The sequence below is a fragment of the Leifsonia shinshuensis genome (genome assembly GCF_031456835.1).
Lineage (GTDB): Bacteria > Actinomycetota > Actinomycetes > Actinomycetales > Microbacteriaceae > Leifsonia > Leifsonia shinshuensis_C.
The window spans coordinates 3,291,064-3,313,084 of record NZ_JAVDVK010000001.1 but is presented as its reverse complement, the minus strand read 5'-3'; the positions used below and the strand labels follow the sequence as shown (position 1 = coordinate 3,313,084).

The 22,021-nt window shown below is 66.3% G+C and carries 21 protein-coding genes; 9 read left to right on the top strand and 12 right to left on the bottom strand.

The annotated features are described in order from the left end of the window. Positions 1–41: 41 nt before the first annotated feature. Together J2W45_RS16220 and J2W45_RS16215 are read right to left on the bottom strand one after the other, a co-directional pair. Positions 42–968: a sugar phosphate isomerase/epimerase family protein gene (locus J2W45_RS16220; protein WP_310133903.1), complete on the bottom strand. Its 927-nt coding sequence runs from the start codon at positions 966–968 to the stop codon at positions 42–44. A 26-nt stretch (positions 969–994) separates the two neighbouring features. Then, positions 995–2,308, bottom strand: a complete 1,314-nt coding sequence (locus J2W45_RS16215) for an MFS transporter (protein ID WP_310133901.1) — start codon at positions 2,306–2,308, stop codon at positions 995–997. A gap of 106 nt (positions 2,309–2,414) precedes the next feature. Between J2W45_RS16215 and J2W45_RS16210 the strand changes: the two genes are divergently transcribed. From J2W45_RS16210 to J2W45_RS16195, 4 genes are all read left to right on the top strand, one after another. After that, positions 2,415–3,008: a TetR/AcrR family transcriptional regulator gene (locus J2W45_RS16210; protein ID WP_310133899.1), complete on the top strand. Its 594-nt coding sequence runs from the start codon at positions 2,415–2,417 to the stop codon at positions 3,006–3,008. A 712-nt stretch (positions 3,009–3,720) separates the two neighbouring features. Further along, positions 3,721–4,512, top strand: coding sequence for a flavin reductase family protein (locus tag J2W45_RS16205; protein ID WP_310133898.1), 792 nt, complete (start codon positions 3,721–3,723; stop codon positions 4,510–4,512). Then, positions 4,509–5,711 (top strand): alpha/beta fold hydrolase, encoded by a 1,203-nt coding sequence (locus tag J2W45_RS16200; RefSeq protein WP_310133896.1) that lies wholly within the window; start codon positions 4,509–4,511, stop codon positions 5,709–5,711. The genes J2W45_RS16205 and J2W45_RS16200 overlap by 4 nt, the downstream gene beginning before the upstream one ends. Before the next feature lie 45 nt (positions 5,712–5,756). Then, positions 5,757–6,380 carry a CGNR zinc finger domain-containing protein gene (locus J2W45_RS16195; protein ID WP_310133894.1) on the top strand — a complete coding sequence of 208 codons (624 nt, stop codon included), beginning with the start codon at positions 5,757–5,759 and terminating at the stop codon, positions 6,378–6,380. A gap of 24 nt (positions 6,381–6,404) precedes the next feature. On the opposite strand, the gene J2W45_RS16190 is transcribed toward J2W45_RS16195, so the two are convergent. The 3 genes from J2W45_RS16190 to J2W45_RS16180 form a co-directional block, all read right to left on the bottom strand. Next, the gene (locus tag J2W45_RS16190; RefSeq protein ID WP_310133892.1) at positions 6,405–7,256 is read right to left on the bottom strand and encodes an MBL fold metallo-hydrolase; all 852 of its coding nucleotides are present in this window, start codon (positions 7,254–7,256) and stop codon (positions 6,405–6,407) included. Next, positions 7,253–8,320 (bottom strand): alpha/beta hydrolase, encoded by a 1,068-nt coding sequence (locus tag J2W45_RS16185; RefSeq protein ID WP_310133890.1) that lies wholly within the window; start codon positions 8,318–8,320, stop codon positions 7,253–7,255. The genes J2W45_RS16190 and J2W45_RS16185 overlap by 4 nt, the downstream gene beginning before the upstream one ends. A gap of 179 nt (positions 8,321–8,499) precedes the next feature. Continuing rightward, a complete protein-coding gene (locus J2W45_RS16180; protein ID WP_310133887.1) occupies positions 8,500–9,303 on the bottom strand; it encodes an alpha/beta hydrolase in 804 nt (267 codons plus the stop codon). A 130-nt stretch (positions 9,304–9,433) separates the two neighbouring features. Here J2W45_RS16180 and J2W45_RS16175 point away from each other — a divergent pair, with 130 nt between their 5' ends. Further along, a complete protein-coding gene (locus tag J2W45_RS16175) occupies positions 9,434–10,021 on the top strand; it encodes a TetR/AcrR family transcriptional regulator (protein WP_310133885.1) in 588 nt (195 codons plus the stop codon). Between the two features lie 250 nt (positions 10,022–10,271). Here J2W45_RS16175 and J2W45_RS16170 read toward each other — a convergent pair whose 3' ends face one another. Then, on the bottom strand, positions 10,272–10,862 hold the full coding sequence (locus tag J2W45_RS16170) for a TetR/AcrR family transcriptional regulator (RefSeq protein WP_310133884.1): 591 nt from the start codon (positions 10,860–10,862) through the stop codon (positions 10,272–10,274). A 130-nt stretch (positions 10,863–10,992) separates the two neighbouring features. Between J2W45_RS16170 and J2W45_RS16165 the strand changes: the two genes are divergently transcribed. From J2W45_RS16165 to J2W45_RS16155, 3 genes are all read left to right on the top strand, one after another. Beyond that, on the top strand, positions 10,993–11,508 hold the full coding sequence (locus J2W45_RS16165) for a winged helix-turn-helix transcriptional regulator (protein ID WP_310133882.1): 516 nt from the start codon (positions 10,993–10,995) through the stop codon (positions 11,506–11,508). A gap of 65 nt (positions 11,509–11,573) precedes the next feature. After that, positions 11,574–12,434, top strand: coding sequence for an HpcH/HpaI aldolase/citrate lyase family protein (locus tag J2W45_RS16160; RefSeq protein ID WP_396427123.1), 861 nt, complete (start codon positions 11,574–11,576; stop codon positions 12,432–12,434). A gap of 329 nt (positions 12,435–12,763) precedes the next feature. Further along, positions 12,764–13,684 (top strand): 2-dehydropantoate 2-reductase, encoded by a 921-nt coding sequence (locus J2W45_RS16155; RefSeq protein WP_310133877.1) that lies wholly within the window; start codon positions 12,764–12,766, stop codon positions 13,682–13,684. A 126-nt stretch (positions 13,685–13,810) separates the two neighbouring features. On the opposite strand, the gene J2W45_RS16150 is transcribed toward J2W45_RS16155, so the two are convergent. Genes J2W45_RS16150 through J2W45_RS16125 form a run of 6 tightly spaced genes read right to left on the bottom strand, consistent with a single transcriptional unit; the run spans position 13,811 to position 20,679 of the window. Then, positions 13,811–14,776: a sugar kinase gene (locus J2W45_RS16150; protein ID WP_310133876.1), complete on the bottom strand. Its 966-nt coding sequence runs from the start codon at positions 14,774–14,776 to the stop codon at positions 13,811–13,813. Further along, positions 14,773–15,426: a bifunctional 4-hydroxy-2-oxoglutarate aldolase/2-dehydro-3-deoxy-phosphogluconate aldolase gene (locus tag J2W45_RS16145; RefSeq protein ID WP_310133874.1), complete on the bottom strand. Its 654-nt coding sequence runs from the start codon at positions 15,424–15,426 to the stop codon at positions 14,773–14,775. The genes J2W45_RS16150 and J2W45_RS16145 overlap by 4 nt, the downstream gene beginning before the upstream one ends. Continuing rightward, the gene (manD, locus tag J2W45_RS16140; protein WP_310133871.1) at positions 15,416–16,645 is read right to left on the bottom strand and encodes a D-mannonate dehydratase ManD; all 1,230 of its coding nucleotides are present in this window, start codon (positions 16,643–16,645) and stop codon (positions 15,416–15,418) included. Before manD ends, J2W45_RS16145 begins: the two co-directional genes overlap by 11 nt. 16 nt (positions 16,646–16,661) lie before the next feature. Next, positions 16,662–18,062 carry an MFS transporter gene (locus J2W45_RS16135; protein ID WP_310133869.1) on the bottom strand — a complete coding sequence of 467 codons (1,401 nt, stop codon included), beginning with the start codon at positions 18,060–18,062 and terminating at the stop codon, positions 16,662–16,664. A gap of 44 nt (positions 18,063–18,106) precedes the next feature. After that, positions 18,107–19,156, bottom strand: a complete 1,050-nt coding sequence (locus tag J2W45_RS16130; protein WP_310133865.1) for an L-idonate 5-dehydrogenase — start codon at positions 19,154–19,156, stop codon at positions 18,107–18,109. After that, entirely contained in the window at positions 19,153–20,679 is a 1,527-nt protein-coding gene (locus J2W45_RS16125; RefSeq protein ID WP_310133863.1) for a mannitol dehydrogenase family protein, read from the bottom strand. Before J2W45_RS16125 ends, J2W45_RS16130 begins: the two co-directional genes overlap by 4 nt. A gap of 162 nt (positions 20,680–20,841) precedes the next feature. Between J2W45_RS16125 and J2W45_RS16120 the strand changes: the two genes are divergently transcribed. Then, the gene (locus tag J2W45_RS16120; protein ID WP_310133861.1) at positions 20,842–21,804 is read left to right on the top strand and encodes a LacI family DNA-binding transcriptional regulator; all 963 of its coding nucleotides are present in this window, start codon (positions 20,842–20,844) and stop codon (positions 21,802–21,804) included. The last annotated feature ends 217 nt before the right edge of the window (positions 21,805–22,021 follow it).

Genomic DNA, 22,021 nt, shown 5'->3' with positions numbered 1-22,021 from the left:
GTTTTCTATTGACATTGCATCTTCCTTGCTGATGGAGCGGATCATCCGGCGGTGACGGACGCGGTGAGTTGCAGCACGCGGTAGGTTTTGCCCCAGGGGTCGCCGCCATCGCCCTCGTATTCGACCGTGAGAGGCCCCTCGTACTGGTGCGCGCTGAGGATGGCAAGAGCACGGGGCAGGTCGATGATGCCGACGGTTCCGTCGTCGCCGACCCGGTGGGCCTTCACGTGCACCAGTTCGGCGCGCCCGGCAAGCGCCTTGATGCCTTCGTATACCGGCTCGAGATCGATGCCCGCGAACGGATCGGTCGGCGCCTCCACGGCGGTGTCGAGCATCGCGGCCATCAGCGGGGCGATGATGGTGTCGAAGTTTCCTAGGTCGAGGAGCAACCCGAGGGATTCCGGTCCCACGGAATCCAGCAGGGCGTTCATCCACGCGGGGTCGCTCGAAGGGCCACCGTGATTCTCGACGAGCAGTCGTACTCCGCGCATGCCGGCGTATCGGCCTAGCTCGACCAGCGCTTCGACGAGATGCCTCGGAGGAACCTCCCCGTGGTGCGCGCTGAACGGCGACCCGGGGTTAATGCGCACGAATCGGAACCCCAGGTCCGCGCACCGTGCGATCCACGTCTTCAGTTCAGTGATGTCAGCGGTTCGCTTGCCGAGGTCGGTCTGCAGCAGATCTCCCGTGTCGACTGCGATGTTCAGCAGCTCGACGCCCGCGCTCCGAGCCGAGGCGGCGAAGAGGTCGAGGTTGGCATCCTCGACACCCGTGAACTGGAACGCCGCCGCTTCGACCGCCCGCACCCCGAATCTCTGCGCAGCGATCGCCGGATAATCGGCGAGCTCGACGACCTTCGGAAAATCGAACACGAGGGTCTGCGGTGCGCCTTCCCCGTCGACGTAGGAGAAGGACGCCGGCCCGAGCTGTTCACGCACGCTGTAGGACGAAACGGACAACAGATTCATGGAGGCTCCCTCTTCGGTGGTCCGGTTCACGCTCTAACCGCCGACGGGCGGGTGATGGCAGCGAAACGGGGGTCGGATTCGCGGCCGACCTCCGGGATGCGGATGACTGCGACGGCGCCGAGGATCGCCGCGATGCCGAGTGCGATGTATAGGGCGCCGAAGCTCCCGAGTGCAAGTAGCGCCGGGGCGACGAACGGAACGATGGACTGCGGGAGGGTGTTGGCCATGTTGACGACGCCGAGGTCCTTGCCCGCGTTCTCCTTGCTGGGCAGCACCCGCACGCAGAGGGCGAGGTCGACCGATGACAGCAGCCCTGTCGCGATGCCCAGACAAGCGATGGCCACGAACACGAGGCTCATGTCGGAGGCGACGGCCATCAGCGTCATGGCGCCGGCCGCGAGGATTCCTGCAGCGATGGCGAAGGGCTTCTGGCGGCCGAGCCGATCGGAGAGCAACCCGGCGACGACGCTGGTCAAGGCGAGAAGGGCGACGTTGATCAGCGACAACAGGAGCACAGAACCAGCCACTGCGGCCGGGGTCACCTTGAATCGATCGATGAGGAAGAATGCGTTGTAGCTGGATGCAGCGATGGCGCAGGTGATGAGGAATCGCGCGAGCCACGCCCATCCGAATGCCGGGTGGTGCCACGGATTGAGCCACAACGATTTCACGATCTCAATCAGACCCAGGCGCCGCTGGCCTGCCGGTAGGCGATGCTGCCGATCACGGAGGAGCAGAACGGCGACGGTGCCGAGCCCGGCCGAGGCCACCGCAGTGACGATCCATTGGGCCGCCGGATCGCTGATTGCGCTCACCGCGGCGATCCCGAGCAGCGGTCCGACGGCGGCGGAGAGCCCTATCACGCCCGAGGCTGTGCCTCGCCGCGTCTGAGGCACTTGATCGGCGATCAGGGCGCTGGTCGCGGCGAGCTGAAAGTTGAACAGGAGCTGGGTCGCACACCAGATGATGGCCATCTGCCACACCGCCGTGGTGAAGCTCATGCCGACCACGGTCAATGATCCACCGACGGCGCCGGTGAGAATCCAGGTGCGGCGTCGGCCGAAGCGCGCAGCCGTGCGATCGCTGATACGACCACCGAGGGGGTTTCCGATGAGGGCGAAGAGCGCACCGAATCCTGTGACGACGCCGAACGCTGCGGCGGCCTCCGGTCCGGCGATGCGGGTGAGGTGGAGGGTCATTAGCAATTGCAGTGGAGTGAGTAAGCCGACGAACGCGCTGACGTTCGAGACGAACAGAGCTGATAGCAGGCGCGGCAGAGGGGTTCGGTCCACCGCAGCCGATCCCACCTCACCTCCTGGGGTGGTAGCGGAAATAGTCATGGGAACACTCCTTTGTGCAAGAGGGATAAACTACGTTTCGGTAGTGACTACCGAAAATAAGCGTCTACCGATGGGAAGTCAAGTCCGATTGCAATACGATGCAGGTATGGGGTTGCGTGAGAAGAAGGCGGCTCGCATGCGGGAGCACATGGTCGACGTGGCAATCGATCTGTTCCTGCGCGACGGGTATGACGAGACGACTATGGAGCAGATCGCCGAACGGGCTGAGGTCGGCACCACGACGCTCTACCGCTACTTCCCTAGCAAGGACTTGCTTTTGCTGGACAGGTTGACCGCCACGTTCAGCTTCGGTGCTTACCTCCGGGCCCGACCGGAGCGTGAGCCGCTGGGATCGGCGATGGCCGAAGCGCTTCGGGCGATGGCGGCTGAGACGGACAATCCAAAGAATCGGGTCGCACAGCTGCGTCGCGTCGTCGATGACATCCCCGCCGTGCGGGCGAAGGTTTGGGTCATCTTCCTTGAAGCTCGCGAAGATCTCGAAGAAGCGATCGCGCAGCGGATGGGGCTGCAGGTCTCCGATTTGAGTGTTCGCACCACCGCGGGGATGATGATGGACATCCTTCAGCTCGTCGACGATACCCGCAAGCGCGCCGACCCGCCGAAGCACTCAGTCGACATCCTCGACCACATCCTGCGAGAACTCCCCCACGCGCACACCGTGCTGCCGGAGTTGTCCTAGCGAGAGAAGTGGAACCCCTGGCGCGCACCGCCACTTGTAATTTGCGAACACGATCCCCACTTCCCTGGGGGCCTGCAGATCACTTGGGGTCGTGGGCATCACGATGTCACTTTCGCCTCTCGAGGCGCGGATGGGGCGGTAATGTCGGCGCGCTGCCGAGGAATGTCATTGTCGGCGTCCGCGCAAAACAGGACGGCCCAATACCCCGCGTCCCGCAAATCGGCGGCTAAGGGTTGCCCCAGCTGGGTCATGTTGACTCTCGCCTCACGAGCCATGCGTCCGAGATGGAATCGTGGGGAGGCTAGTCGTGGTCGGCTCGCTGCCGGAATGGCGAGTGTTACCACCTGGGGCGGGGTCGCACGGAGGCCAGCCCTGCTCGCCGATGCAGAAGAATCGCGCACACGCCTGCACTGCTCCTGCTGGGCGTGCCGCAGCTCCGTCTCCGAGAGTCCGATCGGGGACAACCGATAAAGGTGGACCCAAGTCCACTCCGAGAAGCACCCCTGCCGACGTTAGCGATGCCGAGAACGAACGTCTAAGCGCGGCCGCCACCTTCGCGCGGGGCCATAGCTAGAGCACTCGCCGCCTACGGTAGACAGCCTCCGCGGCCAATGGGGAGCTCGCCGACCGCCGAACGGGCAGCCATCCGATGCTCGATCAATGTTGACCGGGCGAACAATCTATGGCCGCTCCGATGCGTCAGTGCTAAACAGTGATAGCCTATGACGACTGGTATACGGCGAAGACGCGTCCTGGCGCGTCTGTTCAAAGGAGAACGCTCACGATCATCGATTCTGCCGATCTGGACCCCACCTCGAGTTACAAACTCCTGATTGGGACGGTGCTTCCTCGGGCCATCGCCTGGGTCAGCACACGTTCGACCGACGGCGTGGGGAACATTGCGCCCGTGTCGTTCTTCACGGTCGTGGGCCGGATGCCTCCGATGCTCTCAATCTCGTTACAGCCACGCGCTGACGGCGAGACGCTGAAGGACACCTACCTCAACATTCGCGACACGGGCGAGTTCGTGATCAACATGACCACGCTCGAGAATGCTCACCGCGTTCACCGGTCGGCCTTCGAATTCGCCTCCGACGTAGACGAGTTCGAGGCTCTCGGCCTCACCAAGGGCAATTGCGAGGTCATATCAGCGCCCCGGATCCTCGAGGCCCCGGTCGCGTTTGAGTGCACGGTGGACCGGATCATCCCGACGCCGCCCCTGCCCGACCACGTCGTCTGGGGAAGAGTCGAGCGGTTCCATATCCGGGACGATCTCTACTTGCCCGGAGGGCGCATCGACGTGGGCGCGACCGGTGCATTCGGCCGGCTCGCCGCCGAGTACACCCTCGTCGACAACATCTTCACCACTCCGCTAGCCGACGAGGTCGTCGAGCACTGGCGGACACACCGGGCGCCGCGGCTGGACGACCGTCCCGCCGACTACTCGCCCCTCGACACGACGGCATGGTCGCCGTCCGGTTCTACGACAGGAGAGCAAGAATGACTGAAACAATCCACTCGGTGCCCGTAACACGTGATGGCACCGCCGACCCCAGTACGACCACCGCGATCCTGCTGCACGGGTTCCTCGACGACGCAAACGCCTGGGGCGCTGTCGTGGATCAGCTGCAGGGTTCGGTACCCACGGTGCGGGTGGACTTCCCGGGGTCTGGCCAGCGCTCGGGCGAGCCCGGTCCGTTCAGTTTGGATCGTTTCGCCGCCGAGGTCGTGGCGATCATCGATGGCCTTGAATCTCCTGTGGTGCTCGCCGGCCAAAGTATGGGTGCCCAGGTCGCCGAGCTAGCAGCCGAGCGTCGCCCGGATCGTGTCGTCGGTCTGCTGCTTGTCACCCCGGTGCCATTCGGCGGCACGCGGTTGCCCGCCGAGGCAATCGCTCCTTTTACGACGCTCGGTGGAAACCTGGAGGCGCAGCAGGCGGTGCGCCTCCAACTCGCCCCCAACCTCGCGCCCGCAGCTCTGGACGTGCTGGCTGAGGGCGGCAAACGAGTCGCACCGGAGACAGCTGCGGCATATGTGCACGCGTGGAATGACGGAGTTACTGCAGCGTCGCCCGAGACCCAATTCACCGGCTCGGTCATCGTCGTCACCGGCGAGGCCGACGGGTTTGTATCACCGGAACTCGTTCAGGCCGCCATCGTCCCGCACTTTCCAGGCGCCCGCTTCGAGGAGCTGGCCGGGGCAGGCCATTGGCTCCACGTCGAACGTCCGGAGCGCGTTGCGGATCTCCTTCGAGACCTTGTTGACGTTTCCGAGCGTATTGCTGGCGCAAACTGGACCGGCGCGTTCGCCGACAAGTCGGCCGATAGCTTCGCCGCCAGTTTCGCGGAGAACGTTGTCCTGGAGGCGAGCGCGCTGATCGAGCCGATACATGGCCGCGAACAGGTGGCGGCCACGATGGGACGGGCCAGCAACATTTATGAGAATCTCGAATTCACCGCGAGCGCCGATGCCGGGGACACGAGCTATCTACAGTGGACGGCTGTCGCCCTGGGCGGACTGAAAATGAACGGCGTGACCATCCTGACGAAGGATTCGGAAGGACTGATCGTGCACGCCGCCATTCACCACCGGCCTCTCGGTGCTGCAATGCGGTTCTCTGCGGAACTGGGCCGGCGCCTTGAAGGTGTCGTCGATTCCTCACATTTCTATCAGGAGCAGGAGGGCAGCGCTCACGTGGCTTAAGCTCGGTGTATCACTGCACCACAGTGCACCCTTTTCGGAGCTGCAATGACCACAACGCCCACGGCCGCCTGGGCCTCCTCCTCTCGTTACGGCGTAGAGGACGGCCCAGGCGGCCTCGCGTTCGTTGAGGCGTTGCTCAACACGACGTCGGGGAGCCGGCCAGGGCAACCCGATCTTCTGACAGACCAGCCTTCCGCACAGAGTTGGCTGCGTGACGGGCTAGAACAGTTGCGTCACGTCGATTCGCTCGCCCCGACCTTCGACATTGTGATCGACGAGGATGGTGTAGAAACACTCCGTCACCTGCGATCCGAGCTGCGCCTCGCCATCGTCGCATCCTCCGACCCGGGCATGGTCGAACATCCGATCATGAGCGCGAGTACCTCGATCAGTCTCGAATCCGGTGAGGTGAGGCTACACGCCACGGGTGGGGGGTTGGACCTTTTGCGGTCCTACCTGCTCGTGCAGCTGGTGAAGGCCTCGTATCGCGACACGCTGCGGCGGCTGAAGATTTGTGCAGCACCGGATTGCGACATCGCCTTTTTCGACCGCTCCAAGAACTGCAGCAAACTCTGGCACGATGTGGCGACGTGCGGCAACGCTTACAACGCACGCGCGTACCGAGATCGTAAACGAGCACAGCAGCGCGAGCGGGGCACGGCGGCCTGAACCGCCTCCCGCCGGCGGTCGTTTCTACGCGGCGTCCGCAACGCGGGTCACCACGCTGCGCCAGAGCGCCTTCGGGTTCGCGTACCCGGGAAAGCGTCGCATCATCTCGTCGAAGAACTCCTCGCGCGTACAGCCGCCCTGCATGAGCAGCTCGGCGAAAGTGTCGAGGTAGATGCGAGTCCGCTGGACCGCCCCGCCGTCGTCCGGCTTGGTCACGTCCTTGTGGCCCGCCACGGCATAGCGGGGATTCAACGCCTCGATGATGTCCAGAGCGCGATACCAGGACTCAAGGCCGCCATCAGCCGATTCGTTGAGGTACTGATGGCAGTGGTTGTAAACAGAATCACCGGCGATGGCAAGTCGGATCGACGGCACCCACAGCGCCGTCGTCTGGTCGGTGTCGGTGTGCCCGAGTTCGATCGGTAGCAGTTCCCGACCTTCGAGCTCGAGGCCCTCCGGACCGATGATTCGGGGTTCGATGGCACCAGGTGATACTTGGCCGGGGAACCGGCGACCCCAGCGCTCCTCCATGTGCTCCTCCTCGTCTGCGATGTATGCCGCAGTCCCGGCGGTTGAGTAGACCGCCGCCTCGGGGAAGCGTTCGATTAGAGCCGCCGTGCCGCGCCAGTGGTCGGCGTGGCCATGCGTGATGTAGATCGCCGTCAGCCGCTTGTTGAACGCCGCGATCCAGTCGCTGATGACTCGCACATGCTCGATCGTCCACGGGGTGTCGACCAGCACGGCGTCATTTTCGCCGGAGATGAGTGTTGATGACACCGGCGACGCGACGGCCGGGTAGCCGTGCGGCACGGGAGGGGTCCCCGTTTCTGGTGTGGGAGCCGCAACGTGCACGTCGAAGCGAAGGTCCTTGCTCATGAGTTGCCTCTTTCGCTGAAGGGGTGCAGGTACTCGGTGAACCACGCGGCCGCGCCACCTCCGGCGGTCTCAAAGTGGTCCACGTAGCCGCCGAAATGGCCGCCCTCGAACGTTATGAGTCGCTTGGGCTCGCCGGCGCGTTCAAAGGCCGCACGTTGCAGATCTGTCGGGGTCATGGTGTCCTGCGTACCGCAAATCATGAGCAGCGGCGTGGGGGCGATGCGTTCGACCCAAACGCCCGGATCGTACATTTGGGCCTTCAGCGTCGAGCGCAGCGTGATCTTGTGGTCGAACCGACCGAGATCGTCCATTGGGAACTGTTCCTCGTACTCGATCATGCCCGGGTCCTTGTACACGGACGGAACATCCGGATCGGTCGTGACAAGCAGCTGCCGCGCGGGCTCTTCTCCTCGCAAGCGGGCGCGCTCATCGGCGATGAACCGATCCCGCAGCGCCTGGGTAGCCTCAGGAGTGGGATTGCGCCGTAGCCCTTGCTCATACCCGCTGATCGTCGGCACTTGAGCAACTACCGCTTTGATCCGACGGTCGCTGCCGGCGAGCACGAGCGCGTGACCTCCGCCATAGCTGGAGCCGAACAGACCGATCCGGTCAGGATCCACATCGGGCAGCTGCTGGAGGTAAGTGATGACGAGGCGCCAGTCGAGAATCTGCTGCCACGGGTCGATGTCCTGACGCGGCCAGCCGCCACTGCGGCCGAACGTGCGGTGGTCGTGAATGATCGAAACGAAGCCAGCGTCGGCGAACCGCTCTGCATAGTGCATCAGGCCACCTTCAGCGAGGCCGCCGAAGCCGTGCGCCACCGTAACTGCCGGCGAGTCCGCGGGCAGGTCCCGGCGATGCAACACCCAGGCATGCAGGCTGACTCCTCCGTCAACGGGAATCCAGTGTTCGTGGCGCTCGAGTTCGGGAAGGCCCGCTCGATCGTAGGGGGACGGCGTCATCCTGGGAGCCCTTCCGTCGGGGCGCTGAGCCGGGGAACCGATCCGCGCCGATGAATTCGTACCAACTATAACCCGATTGCTTATTACGTCCAAGTGGAACATCTTCGATTCGCGTGCCCGCAAACCGCGCCCCCGCTTCAATTACGAACAACGGTCGCAACCTGCACATGCCGGGGCGACCGGAGGCCAGCCGACAAGAAACGCATGTTCTTCGCCGGCTGGCCGCAGGCGTCGCCTGTCCTCCCGAGTCGTCAGAACAAAGTTGGCGAGCGTGATGGTCGCTAAAGCGACTGGGATGCGAGCCAAGACAATGACGCATCAGCGACGGCGCGCCACCCGGAGTCGAGGACGAGCGAGTGCCCACGGTCTGGGAACACCCGGAAGTCGGTAACAGCCCTCGACCCCGCATACAACCGAAAGGCGGCCTTAGCGACCACCTCCGGCACGGTGTGATCTTTGCCTCCCGCGATGATCAGCAGCGGCCCGCGGTCGGACCTGATTGTGTCCACCGCTGCGGGAGAACTTTTGCTGAAGTTCGCTGCGGACGCTTCAGAGAGCGGCCGACCCGGGCCTGGGATGGTCCATTCCGAATACAGCGAGTTCGACTCGGTCTCGCTGATCGCATTCCCGAAGCCGTAGCGGAACTGCTTGGAAGTGAGGGAGACGGCGCGATTCCTGTTGGCCGGATTCTTCAGCACCGGCAACCCCGAGCGGATTTGCGCGAACGGCAGAGGCTTGACGCCCTTGATCTGGGCGGGATCGATCGCGATGGCGGCGCGGGCCTCCCCGGAGGCGAGGAGCTTCTGGGCGATCAAACCGCCGAAGGAATGGCCGATCACGATCGGCTTCGCCGTGAGAGCCGCGATGGCGCGGCTGTATGAAGCAGTGATCTGCTCGATACCGACCCCTGCGAGTTCGGCCGCATTGGCGCGGGTCTCTGCAACGGTCGCTTTGTCGCCCGGCCATCCCGGGGCGCTCGGCTCGTAGCCTGCCTCGCGGAAGACGTTCTGCCAGGGCAGCCATGCGCTCGAGTGGATCCACAGACCGTGGATGAAGACGACAGGTGTGGAAGTGGGAGTAGACATCGATTATCTCCTTCAGACATGTAGACTAACTAGTAACTCTACGAGAGAATGCCGTACTGACAGCTGGAGCGCAAGCTGGAGAATCGACTTCGGCATCTCAACGGAAAAGAAGAGCAACGAGGTGAATTGAGTGACGACCACCACAACCGCAACCCGAGGCGGCCCCGCCACGCGCGAGCGGATCATCGACGCCGCCACAGAGCTGTTCTACGCGAACGGCCTGCGCGCCGTCAGCGCTGATCGCATCATCGAGAAAGTGGGCATAACGAAAGTCACTTTCTATCGGCACTTCCCGACAAAAGACGACCTGATCGTGGCCTACCTGGAGAAGCGGGCAGCGTGGGAGCGCGGCGCAATCCAGGGTGCCTGTGCCGAGGCAAACCATCCGCTCGAAGCGTTGCGGATGATCGCCAACGGCATTGGCGAGGAAAGCTGCTCGCCCGGCTTTCGCGGATGCCCGTTCATCAACGCGGCGGCCGAATACCCCGACCCCTCGCACCGCGTCCGGCTGGTGGTGGATGCGCACCGGCGATGGTTCAGAGATGCGACCCGCGGACTCCTCGACCAGGTCGGGGTGGCGGACTCCTCCCGCAAAGCCGACCAGCTCGTCATGCTCCGAGATGGCGCAATGGTCGCCGGGTACCTTGGCGACGCGACCACGGTCGCCGCCGCTCTTTGCGCCGCAGGCTGGGCGGTCATCCGGCCTGCGAATCGCTAACGATCTGGCGGGACCTGCGGTCCGGCGCCGAACTGTGCTCGTCGCGAGCATTGAGTGGCGCGCACTGCATCCCAGACGGCTTCCGTCGTGGCTCGGAGCTCGCACCGGTCCTGATCACCATGCGGAGCCGCATCGCCTGATCAAGCGGCAGGGCCGGTCGCGGTGATACTGAGTTCACCTCGGCGATGTCAATTTCGGGGCTGAGCGGGCGGCTCCGCACATCGAAGAGAGACCACGGACCCCTTGGTGGCTAAGGCATGTGTCTTGGCCCTCCGCCTGCTTCGACCGCGGCCTCATCGGACCGGAACAGCCGGGAGACGATGTCGTCCACGCTGGCGTCGCCGAGTGTCCACGGCTCGAAGAGGACTCGAGTGATGATCGGGGCAATTACAACGTCCATCACGTCGCTGACGGTGACAGACGATACGGGGTGCCGGGCGAGCAGCTGCTCAGCTTCGGCGCGCCTGGTGCGCAGGCAGTCGGATGTGCGCTCGCCGGAGGTGGCGACACCGCCGCGAAGGAGGGCGGCGTTGAGCGGCTTTTGGAAGTGCGTCCTGATGCCCTCGGCCCAGCTGATGAGGTCTTTGCGGAGGTCGCCGCGCGTGACCATGGGACGGTCCGGATTCAAGTGATAGGCCGCGATGTCGTTGAGCAACGTGGGAAGGTTGCCCCAGCGGCGGTAGATGCTGGTCGGGTTTACGCCGGCGCGTTCGGCGATCATCGGGACGGTGACCCGCTCTCCGCATTTTTCTTGGATGAGGTCTTCAACGGCGGCGTGCACCCCGTGGATGACCGCCGCACTGCGTCCACCCGTCCGTCTCGCAGGCGTGCTCGTGGACATGAGATGCAGCCTAAAGCAAATGTTGCGGCCTTCGGCTTCTCGGAGCGGAGGTCGTGCGGCCGGGCTGTCGCATGTTCGCAAGATGTACAAAAGGCTTGCTTGGTAATTCCTACTCAACTAGTCTGCTGCCATGAAGGCGTTATCTCCCGTGAACGAGCGATGCGGCGTGGCACGGTCACTGGTCGTGCTCGGCGAGAGATGGACTCTGCTGATCGTCCGCGACGTAATGATGGGGATCACCCGGTTCAGCGATATCCGAGCGCGGTTAGAAGTCGCGCCCGATATCTTGTCCGATCGCCTTGCGAAGCTCATCGAATTAGGGGTGCTCGAGCGGCGCGTCTACAAGGCGGACGGTGCCCGCACGCGGGAGGACTATCAACTCACGCCGATTGGTCGACAACTCAGTGTGGTCCTGTGCGGGTTGCAGGATTGGGGCGACCGCAACGTGCCCAATGGACGTGCACCGTCTTGGCAATACATCGACGCGCGCTCGGGCGAACCGGTGAGGGTCGAATTCGTTGGCCCTGATGGCGTCGTCGAGACAGATCAGGTGACCATGCAAGTCCTCGAACCTGAAACCGACGCAGCGAGTGCGCTTGGAGCTTTGACCCCGACCGCCATCAAGCCGAGGGCAGCGGATGGCTGACCGGCTCAAGACCGGATCGGTCCGCCATTCCCCCGTTGGCGGGCCCATCCTCCCCTCACGTGGAGATAACCATGACATTCATTCTCGACCGAACATCGAGCCGGCACGGCATCCGAGCGGACATTGCCCGCTCGTGGCTGCTTGTCTCGGGTCTGCGACCCGACACGTTCGATGCGGCACACGACTCCGCGGCGGACCAAATCATTCTCGACATCGAGGATGCTGTCGATCCTGCGTTCAAAGCCGGTGCGCGGCGCGGCGTCGTTGACTGGTTCCTCGGCGGTGGGAGCGCCTGGGTGCGCATCAACGCGCGCAGCACCAGGTACTGGCGCGACGACGTCGCAGAGTTGGCCGGTGTCCCCGGCCTTGCCGGTGTGATGCTGGCCAAAACGGAATCTGTCATCGACGTTGAGGACACCGCGCAGCAACTGGGTGGGACAACGCCGGTTATCGCGCTCATCGAGTCCGCACTCGGCATCGAGAACGCCGTGACGATCGCCCAGAGTGGTGGCGTGTTCCGTCTGGCATTCGGCAGCGGCGACTACCGTCGCGACACCGGCGCAAGCGCGGACGATCTCGCGATGGCGTACCCGCGCTCCCGCCTTGTGGTTGCGAGTCGCATCGGGGAACTCCCCGGACCGATCGATGGTCCGACGGTCGTCGCCGGATACCCGGCCTTACGCCAGCAGTCCGAGCATGCGGTCGCATTGGGTCTCACCGGGAAGCTCTGCCTCCGTCTCGACCAGTTGCCGGTCGTGAACGAGGCGATCAGTCCGACAGCCGCGGACGTGCTCTGGGCCCGCACCTTCCTGGAGGACTTCGCCGCGAGCGGCGGAGTGGTTCGCGACGGAAGCGACCTGCCACGCTTGGCCCGCGCCCAGAAGATCCAGGGCCTGGCCCACGCGTTCGGAATCAGCCCGTCTTAGAATCCCGCAGAGCCAGCGCCCGAATGTGCCGCTGTTGGCCGCTGTCCTCCACGGCCGAGACGACATGCGCGCTGCCGCCCACAGAAAAGCTAGTTCGCGGCGCCGTGAGGCCACTTTTCGGGCAGTCTGTCGAGCGAGAGGAAATGGTCGACGATGACATCCACCGGGGAACGACAGGGCGTCAATCGCCCTCATTTCGACGCGTCGGGGCAACGTGACTGATGAGATGCGTTTGAAGGCCGAGGTGCGCGCGGCGTACCCGGATGGGGTGAACCTGAAACAATCTTCCCTGAGCGGGTTGTCTCAATCGAGAAGTGAGGTTGCAGTATATGCGTACTCTCGTTGTCGGAGCCGGTGCTGTCGGCGGATTCTTCGGTGGCTGCCTTGCCCAGTCCGGCGCTGACGTCACCTTCCTAGTCCGGCCCGGCCGGCACAACCAACTCGCCCAGAGCGGCATCCGCATCGCCGAAGCCGTTGGGAGCGAGGTCGCGATACCCGTATTGACGGTGACCGCGGCCGAACTAAGCGGCCCATACGATCTGGTGCTCTTGGCCACCAAGGGAACGGCCCTCGGAGCGGCTGTCAACGACATCGCTCCCGCCGTCGGTGCGGAAACCGTCATCCTGCCCCTGCTGAACGGAATGCGGCACCTTAACGTGCTTCAAACCCGATTCGGCGCTGGTCGTGTGCTCGGCGGCGTGTGCCTGGTTGCGACCGAGTTGCAACCGGATGGGGTCATCCGGCAGGTCGCGCCGGGGGCGAGCATCGCGTTCGGGGAGCTCGACGGCTCCGCGAGCGATCGGGTCCGTGCGGTCGAGGCGCTTTTCGCGCCTGCAGACTTCGAGTCGCGAGTGTCCGAGACGATCGTGCAGGAGATGTGGGAGAAGTGGTTCTTCATGGCCGCCGGCGGAAGTGCAACGATCCTCCTCGGCGGGCCAGCCGGAGCAATCCTCGCCGTCGAGGATGGCCCGGCGATCATCGAGCAGGTAATCGAGCAGGTCGCTGCGGTGATCGCGGCGGAGGGGCACCCGGTCCGGGCGCAGGCCCGTGCGCAGGTTGCGGCGGCGCTCACTACACCTGGCTCACGGTTCGCCACATCCTTGTATCGCGATTTCCGCGCCGGTCGTCGCACCGAGGTGGAGCCGATCCTCGGGGACCTCTATACCCGAGCGCTCGCTCACGCCCTCGACGCGACACTGCTCGGCGCGGCAACGGTCCGGCTCCGTGTTAGCGAGGCTGCAGCGTCCTGAGGATACAGTCGTCAAAGTCCGATAATCAGCGTGACAGTACCGCCTGGTGACTTCGGCCGTCAGGCAGGTTCACCCCGAGCCGAATCTGCGCGTCCGGACCGGGTCCGCCCTTGCGGAGAACGAGTGTCAACGGAGCACGGGGTCGCCGATTCCGGCGGTGAACTGCCGGACCTCCCGAAGTGTGGGGCTGGACTCCCAGTCGCCGGGGGTCATGCAGAGCATCGCTCCGCAGACGTTGGCGCGGTGGAGGCGTGCCGCGACCTCCGATCCGTCGAGGAGGCCGCTCAGGTACCCGGCGACGAAGGCGTCGCCGGCTCCGACCGTGTCGACGACGTCGACGACGAACCCCGGGGCCTCGACCGTCCGCGTCGCGAGCACGGCCGTGGCACCGTCGGCGCCGCGCTTGAGCACGACCTCGGCGGGTCGATGCGCGAGGAGGCGCTCGCACGCGGCCGCGGCATCCGTGCCCGGGTAGAGCAGTTCGAGCTCCTCCGTACCCCCGAACACGATGTCGGCCCGTTCGGCCACATCACGGAGCCACGGTCCCGCCACGGCCGGGGAAGCGAGAGAGGAACGGTAGTTGATGTCGAAGGTCACCACGACGCCGGCCGCGCGGGCGCGGTCGATCGCGACCGAGAGGGTCTCGCGGGCCGACTCGGAGATGAGCGCCGTGATGCCCGTGAGGTGCAGCAGATCGGCCTGTTCGATCCAGCCGTCGGGCAGATCGCAGGCCGACAGCCGCGATCCGGCCGAACCGGCTCGGTAGTAGAGCACGCGGGTCGACGCCGGGGTCGGACGCTCCTTGAGCATGAGCCCCGTTGGTGCGTCCGCATCCACGACGGCGCGCGCGTCGACCCCCTCCGCGCGGATCTCGCGCACGACGCGCTCCCCGAGCGAATCGTCGCCGACCCGACCGAGCCACGTGACGTCGAGGCCGAGCCTGCGCAGGGCGATCGCGACGTTGCTCTCGGCGCCGCCGATGCCGAGAGCGAGGTCGGACGCGTGCCGGAGGCTGCCGATGTCGCGGCTGCGCACGAGGGCCATGGTCTCGCCGAGCGTCGCGACCCGTCGGCGGTCGGACACGGTGGTCATGCCCTGCCGCCCGCGGCGACGGCGACGAACGCCCTGGCCCGCTCGCGCAGGGCGCCGAGGTCGCCGCCCTGGAACGCGTCGCCCAGCAGCGGGCCGCCGACGCTCACGGCCGCGGCACCGGCCGCGAGCCACTGCGAGGCAGTCTCGAGGTCGACGCCTCCGGACGGCACCACCTCGATGTCGGGGAACGGTCCGCGCAGGTCCTTGACGTATCCCGCACCGAGCCGTCCGGCAGGGAACACCTTGACGGCGGAGGCGCCGGCCGACCATGAGGCGAACAGCTCGGTCGGCGTGAACCCGCCGGGCACGAGCGGCACACCGGCCTCCACCGCCGCGGCGAGGAGCGCGGGAACCGTGATCGGGGTGACGAGGTAGCGGGCGCCCGCGTCCACCGCACGCCGGAGCTGGTCGGTGTCGGTCACGGTCCCGATCCCGATGTCGGCGTCGTCGCCGAAGCGCTCGACCAGCCTCGGGAGGTGCTCGATCGTCCCCGGTGTCGTGAGGGTCAGCTCGACGCTGCGGATGCCGGCGTCGATGAGCACCTTCAGCACGGGGTCGTAGTCCTCGGCGCTGCGGGCTCGCGCGACGACGATGAGTCGCGACTGCGCGGTCTTCTGCGGGAGCGAAAGCCGCGCGATGTCACCAGTCATGGACGGTCCCGTCCGTGAGCCGGTTCACGGGGAGGTAGGCCTTGGTGTACTCGAAGGCGGCCGCTGCGTCCTCGTCGAGCTCGACACCGAGCCCGGGCTGCTCCCCCGGGTGAAGGAAGCCGCGGTCGAACGTGAACGACGTCTGGAACACTTCCAGCGTCTGCTCGTTGTGCGGCATGTACTCCTGGATGCCGAAGTTGTGGATCGCGAGGTCGAGGTGGAGCGCCGCCGCCATCCCGACGGGCGAGATGTCGGTCGGACCGTGGATGCCGGACTTGATCCCGTAGATCGCGGCGAAGTCGAGCAGCTTCTTCATCGCGGTGATGCCGCCGGTGTGGGTGACGGCGGAGCGGACGTAGTCGATGAGGCGCTCGGTGATGAGCGTCTGGTAGTCGAAGACGGTGTTGAAGACCTCGCCGATCGCGAGCGGCGTCGTCGAGTGCTGGCGCACGAGGCGGAGCGCCGTCTGGTCCTCGCCCGGGGTGCAGTCCTCGAGCCAGAACAGGTCGTACGGCTCGATGTCCTTCGCGAAGCGCGCGGCCTCGATCGGCGTCATTCGATGGTGGCCGTCGTGGAGGATCCTCAGGTCGGTGCCGAAGTCCTCGCGGATCTTGGCGAAGATCCCCGGCATGTGGTTGAGGTAGTTGCGCGTGTCCCAGGTCTCTTCGCTCGGACGGCCGTTCTCGGCGCGCTTGGCCGGCTCGTAGTCGTAGCGGACGCCCGGTCCGGCCGCCGAGACGCCGTAGATCTGACCGAGCCCCGGCACGCCGGTCTGCACGCGCACGGCGGTGAAGCCGAGCTCCCGATAGCCCGTGATGGCGTTCGCGAGCGCGTCGTAATCGGTGCCGGAGGCGTGGGCGTAGACGCGGACTCCCGAGCGGCTCGCACCGCCGAGGAGCTGGTAGAGGGGCATCCCGGCCTTCTTGGCCTTGATGTCCCACAAGGCCATGTCGACCGCGGCGATGGCCGCCATGGTGACCGGTCCGCGCCGCCAGTAGGGGCCGCGGTAGAGGTACTGCCAGGTGTCCTCGATGCGGTCCTCGTCACGGCCGATGAGGGTCGAGGCGACGTGGTCCCTCAGGTAGGACGCGACCGAGAGCTCGCGTCCGTTGAGGGTGGCGTCGCCCCAGCCGACGATGCCGTCCGAGGTCGTGATCTTGAGGGTGACGAAGTTCCGTCCGGGGCTGGTGATGTTGATGTCGACCTGGTCGATGGTCACTGATCGTCCTTCCTTGTCACATCGCGGCGCGCGGGTCGGTGAGGTCGCGCCCCGTCCACTCGGGCGCCACGACCGCGGCGACCAGTGCACACACGGTGTAGATGCCGAGCAGTACCATCACCGGGATGATGCTGCCGGTCGTCGCGGCGACCCAGGCCGCAGCGATGATCGGGCCGATGCCGGTGGCGATGATGGCGGCGATCTCGCGCACGATGGCCGTCAGCGTGTAGCGGTTCCGCGCTCCGAAGATCTCGGGGATCGAGATGTTCTCCATGGATGCGAGGCCCAGGACCGAGACGTTGTGGATCACGGCGTAGCCGACGAAGATCCAGCCGACCTCCTTCGTGTTGATCGCGAGCATCGTCGGGATGATCAGCACGAGCGAGAGCGACGTCATGATGATGTACATCCGCCGTCGGCCGAACAGGTCGCCGAGCCAGCCGACGAGCGGGATCGTGCCGAAGCCGATGAGCGAGGAGACGATCACGATCTCGGGGCCGACGCCCTTCTGGACGGCGAGCGTGATCGTGATGAAGGAGATCATGTAGGTCTGGATCAGACCCGAGTTGCCGGCCTGGCCGAAGCGGAGGAAGAACGACACGAGCGTCGCCTTGACGGGCTTCTTCCGCAGCGCCTCGAGCGCGCGGAGGTCGTTGCTCTTGGTCGCGAGGTCGACCATCTCGTCGCGTGAGAGCGCCTTGCCGTCGACGACGTCGGTGCGCTCCTCGAAGACGGGGCTCTCCTTGAGGCGGAAGCGCACCCAGACGGCGAACACCATCACGATGGAGCTCGCGATGAAGGGGATCCGCCAGCCCCAGGCGATGACGTCGTCCTCCATCATGACGGCGAGGAGGAGCGCCCAGATCGCCGAGGCGAAGAGCGTGCCGCAGTTCGTGCCGAGCGCGACGAGGGAGGCGATGATGCCGCGGCGACGCGCGGGAGCGTACTCGGCGAGCATGACGCCGGCACCCGAGATCTCCGCGCCGGCGCCGAAGCCCTGCGCGAGACGCAGCACGACGAGCATGATCGGCGCCAGGATGCCGGCCTGCGCGTAGGTGGGCAGGAAGCCGATGAGCGTCGTCGCGAGCCCCATGAGCAGGATCGTGTAGAACAGGACCCTGCGGCGGCCGACCTTGTCGCCCATCCGGCCGAAGTACCAGGCGCCGAGCGGACGCGCGATGTAGCCGACGCCGTAGGTCGCCATGGCGAGGACGACGGCCATGCCGGGCTCCTCTCCGGCGAAGAAGAGCTGGCTGAAGACGAGCGCGGCGGCCAGGGAGTAGAGCTGGAAGTCCATGAACTCCAGCGCGGTGCCCAGCCAGCCTGAGACCGCGGCCCGGACGAGGTCGCCGGTCGATCTCTCGACCGTCTGCGGCGCCGCGGAGGCGTCCACACCGGGGACGTTGGAAGTGCTCATCGTTACTCCTTCGTAAATGAGTGGGGGGAGGTGGAGGTGGAGGGTCAGAGACGCAGGAGGACCTTGGCCGACGCGGACGAATCGCGCGCGACTCGGAAGGCGTCGACGGCGTCAGCGGCGTCGATGGTGTGAGAGATGACGGAATCGAGGGTGTCCGACTCGGCGAGCATCGCGACGGCGTCGTCGATCTCGGTCGAGAAGCGGAATGCGCCGCGGAGCGTCAGCTCCTTGGCGAGCATCGGCGCGAGGTTGACGCCGATCTCGGCGTCGGCGAGCATCCCGACCTGCACGACGGTTCCGGCCCTGCGGGCCGCGCGGACGGCCTGGGTGACCGACACGGGGACGCCGGAGCACTCGAAGACGACGTCGTACGACTCGTCCGCGATGGAGTCGCGGCCGACGAGCACGAGCTCGCTCGCGCCCAGCGCCGTGGCGCGATCGAGGGGCTCGGTGCGCACGTCGCTCGCGCCGACGGTGGCAGCGCCCGCGTGCACGGCCGCCGAGACGACGAGCAGCCCGATGGGGCCGGCGCCGATGACGAGCACGCGCTTGCCGCTGACGTCGCCCGCCAGGTTCACGGCGTGCAGGGCGACGGCGAGCGGCTCTGCGAGCGCCGCGCGCTCTAGCGGAAGGCCCTCGGGGAGAACTCGGATCATGTGCTCTTCGACGATGAGGTACTCCGCGGCGCCGCCCTGGCGATGCGGCATGGTGGCGGCGCTGCCGAAGTAGTCGCCACCGGGCCGCAGGTGCGGCCTGTCCTCGAGACCGGGCACGTCGGCGCCGTAGCGGGCCGGGTGAACCGTCACGGGTGTCCCGGCGGCGAGGCGCCCCGACGGGTCGAGGTCGACGACGGCCGAGAACTCATGGCCGGGGGTCAGCGGCTCCCGGATGGTGTACTCGCCGTTCGCGCCGTGGAAGTAGTAGTGCAGATCGGAACCGCAGATGCCGACGTACCGGACGCGGAGTCGCACCTCGCCGGACGCGGGCTGAGGCACCTCGCGGTCCTCCCAGCGGATGTCTTCCCTGCCGTGGATGGCGAGCGCCTTCATCGTCGCGCCTTCCTCGTGATCGTGGGTCGGGTTCACCGTGCTCATGCCGGGACCTCCGATGCTCGTGACCGCATGTCGGTCTCCGCCGCCGTGACGCTCTCGGTAATCGCCGCCGAGACGCCGTCACGGCCGATCGTGTCGACAAGCTCGCCGACGCGCTCGATGAACGCCGGGCGGTTCGCGAGGTCGGCACCGAAGAGCCGGAGGTCCGTGATCGAGGCCTCGGCCAGGTCGGCCCCGGTGCGTGCCGCCCTGGCGAGCGGGATCAGCCGCTCGCGGGCGGCATCCTTCATCGCGGCCGCGAAGGGACCGGGATCGAATCCGGGCCGGGGCGCGATGCAGGAGAGGTAGGCGGCCACGGTGAGGGCGATCATGTGCGGCATCTCGCCGCGGTCGAGCAGCCGGAGCGCCGGCTCGGGGATGCGCTGACGCAGTTTGACGGAGCCGTCCGTGCCGACCTGGCTCGTCTTGTGCCCGAGTGCGGTGTTGCCCCATCGGAGGAACAGCTGGCGCTCGTACTCCGCGATGTCGACACCCGACGGGACCTGGATCGACGGCGTGTACTCGTGGGCGAGCACCGCGCGCGCTGCACGCTCGGTCGCCGGCCGGCCGACGGCGTCCGGAATCGTCTCGGCGTTCTGCAGCGCACCCAGGTAGGCGATCAGCGAGTGCGTTCCGTTGAGGAGCCGCACCTTCATGTCCTCGTAGCGGCCGACCTCCGTGCTGAAGACCGCTCCCCCGGCTTCCCACGCGGGCCGTCCTGCGGCGAAGTCGTCCTCGATCGCCCACATCGTGAAGGGTTCGGCGGGGACGGGGATCTCATCCCACACACCGAGGAGCGACGACACCTCGCTGCGGAGGGCAGGCGTCGTGGAGGGGACGATGCGGTCGACCATGCTCGAGGGGAACGAGACCGAGGACTCGAGGAAGGCGAGTGCTTCGGCGGCCTCGGTGGCGGGCAGCGCCTCCAGGAACTCGCGGACGAGAGCCTTCGTGCGGGCGCCGTTGGCCGCGAGGTTGTCGCAGCTGAGCACCGTCAGAGGCGCTCCGGATGCCGCGGCCCGCCGCTGGATGCCGCGCGCGAGCTGTCCGATGGTCGAACGAGATTGGCCCCCGCGCAGGTCGGAGACGATGGTCGGGTCGGCAGTGTCGAGGTGACCCGTCGCGGGCGAGGAGCTGTAGCCGTTCTCGGTGACCGTGAGCGTGACAATGCGGATACCGGGGTCGGCGATGCTCTCGACGACGCGCTGGGGCTCATCCGCCGCGACGAAGGCGTCGGTATGCACGCCCGGGATGCTCAGCGACATTCCCTCGGGCGAGATCGTCGCGACCGAGGAGAGGAGATCCTGTGCGCGCATCGCATCGACGACGGTCCGCGATCGCGAGGCGACGCCCACGATGCCCCAGTCACCGCCGTCGGCCGCGACGGCCGCGGCCGTGTAGACCGCCTGGTGCGCGCGGTGGAAACTGCCGAGGCCCAGGTGGAGGATCCCCGCACGGGCGGGGGTCCTGGGGACATGGACAGCGCCGTGGTGCGACCGCGACAGGCGCTGCGGAGTGCCGCTCACGAGTGCACCCCGGTTCGAGGTGCCCGTCGGCGGGTCCTGGGATCTTCGATGATCGGCATGGAAAAGAGTGTGAATGACTTGTACAAAATTGTCAAGACGCATTCCATGTTGCAGGATGAGCCATGATGGAACAACTGTTCCCGCGACACCGGAGAGGCGGCAATGGGTGCGACGCTGACTGACGTGGCGCGACGCGCGGGCGTCTCGATCGCCACGGCATCCCGCGCTTTCGGAGAACCCGATCGCCTCGCGACCGCGACGCGAGACCGGGTGCTCCAGGCCGCCAACGACCTCGGTTACGACAGCCCGCAGGTGGCGACCGCCACCCGCTCGTTCGGCGTCGTCGTGCCGGACGTCGCCAACCCCGTCTATGCGACGCTCCTCAAAGCCATCCACTCCCAGGCGTGGCACGGCCGTCACCGCACCGTGCTTTTCGACACCGACGAGGATCGTTGGCGGGAGCGCGAGCAGATCGAACAGGCGCGCAAGCTCGACGGCATGCTGCTGTGCTCACCCCGGCTGCCGGACGACGAGGTGCTTACGCTCGCCGGAGACACCCCCTTCGTCATCGTCAACCGCCTCATCGAGGGCGCCCCCTGCGTGCTCATGGACATGGAGAACGGGCCGCAGCAGGCGGTCGAGCACCTCGCCGCACTCGGCCACACGCACATCGCCTACGCGGCCGGACCGACAGGATCCTGGGCCGACGGCCAGCGCGCCGCGACGATCACGAAGGCCTGCGAGCGGTTCGGCATCCGCCTCACGCACCTGAGCCACCAGGCTGCGTCGATCGAAGGCGGGCGGGCCGCAGCCGCGCCCGTGATCGCAAGCGGGGCGACCGCCGTCATCGCCTACAACGACCTCGTCGCGCTCGGCCTCGAAGCCGGCATGTCGGACATGGGCAAGTCCTGCCCGGCCGACATCAGCATCATAGGAATCGACGACATCGACATGGCGAGCGCCGTGAAGCCTGGGCTGAGCACGGTCAAGATGCCGATCGAGCGATGTGGCGCGCTTGCCGTCGAGCTCCTGCTTCAGGTCTTGGCCGGTGCCACGCACGCGGAAGCCACAACGCTCGGCTCGCAACTTATCGTCCGAGGAACGACAGCTGGCCCTTCACGCTGAGCGCGCAAGTCGCGCAAATCCGGCGTCGAGCCAACCTGCAAGTAAGGCTGGCGCATTCGCGCGGATGCAGGGGGTCGCTCTCCTCCTGCTGTGTTGACCTATAGTGACCTGGCCAACACATCCGCGCGGGCAGCCTATAGCACGAGTTGATGAACGTGCGCGTCTCTCCCCTTGACGACAATCCATGCGGTGCCGGAACTTCCGTTCGTTGCGCCGA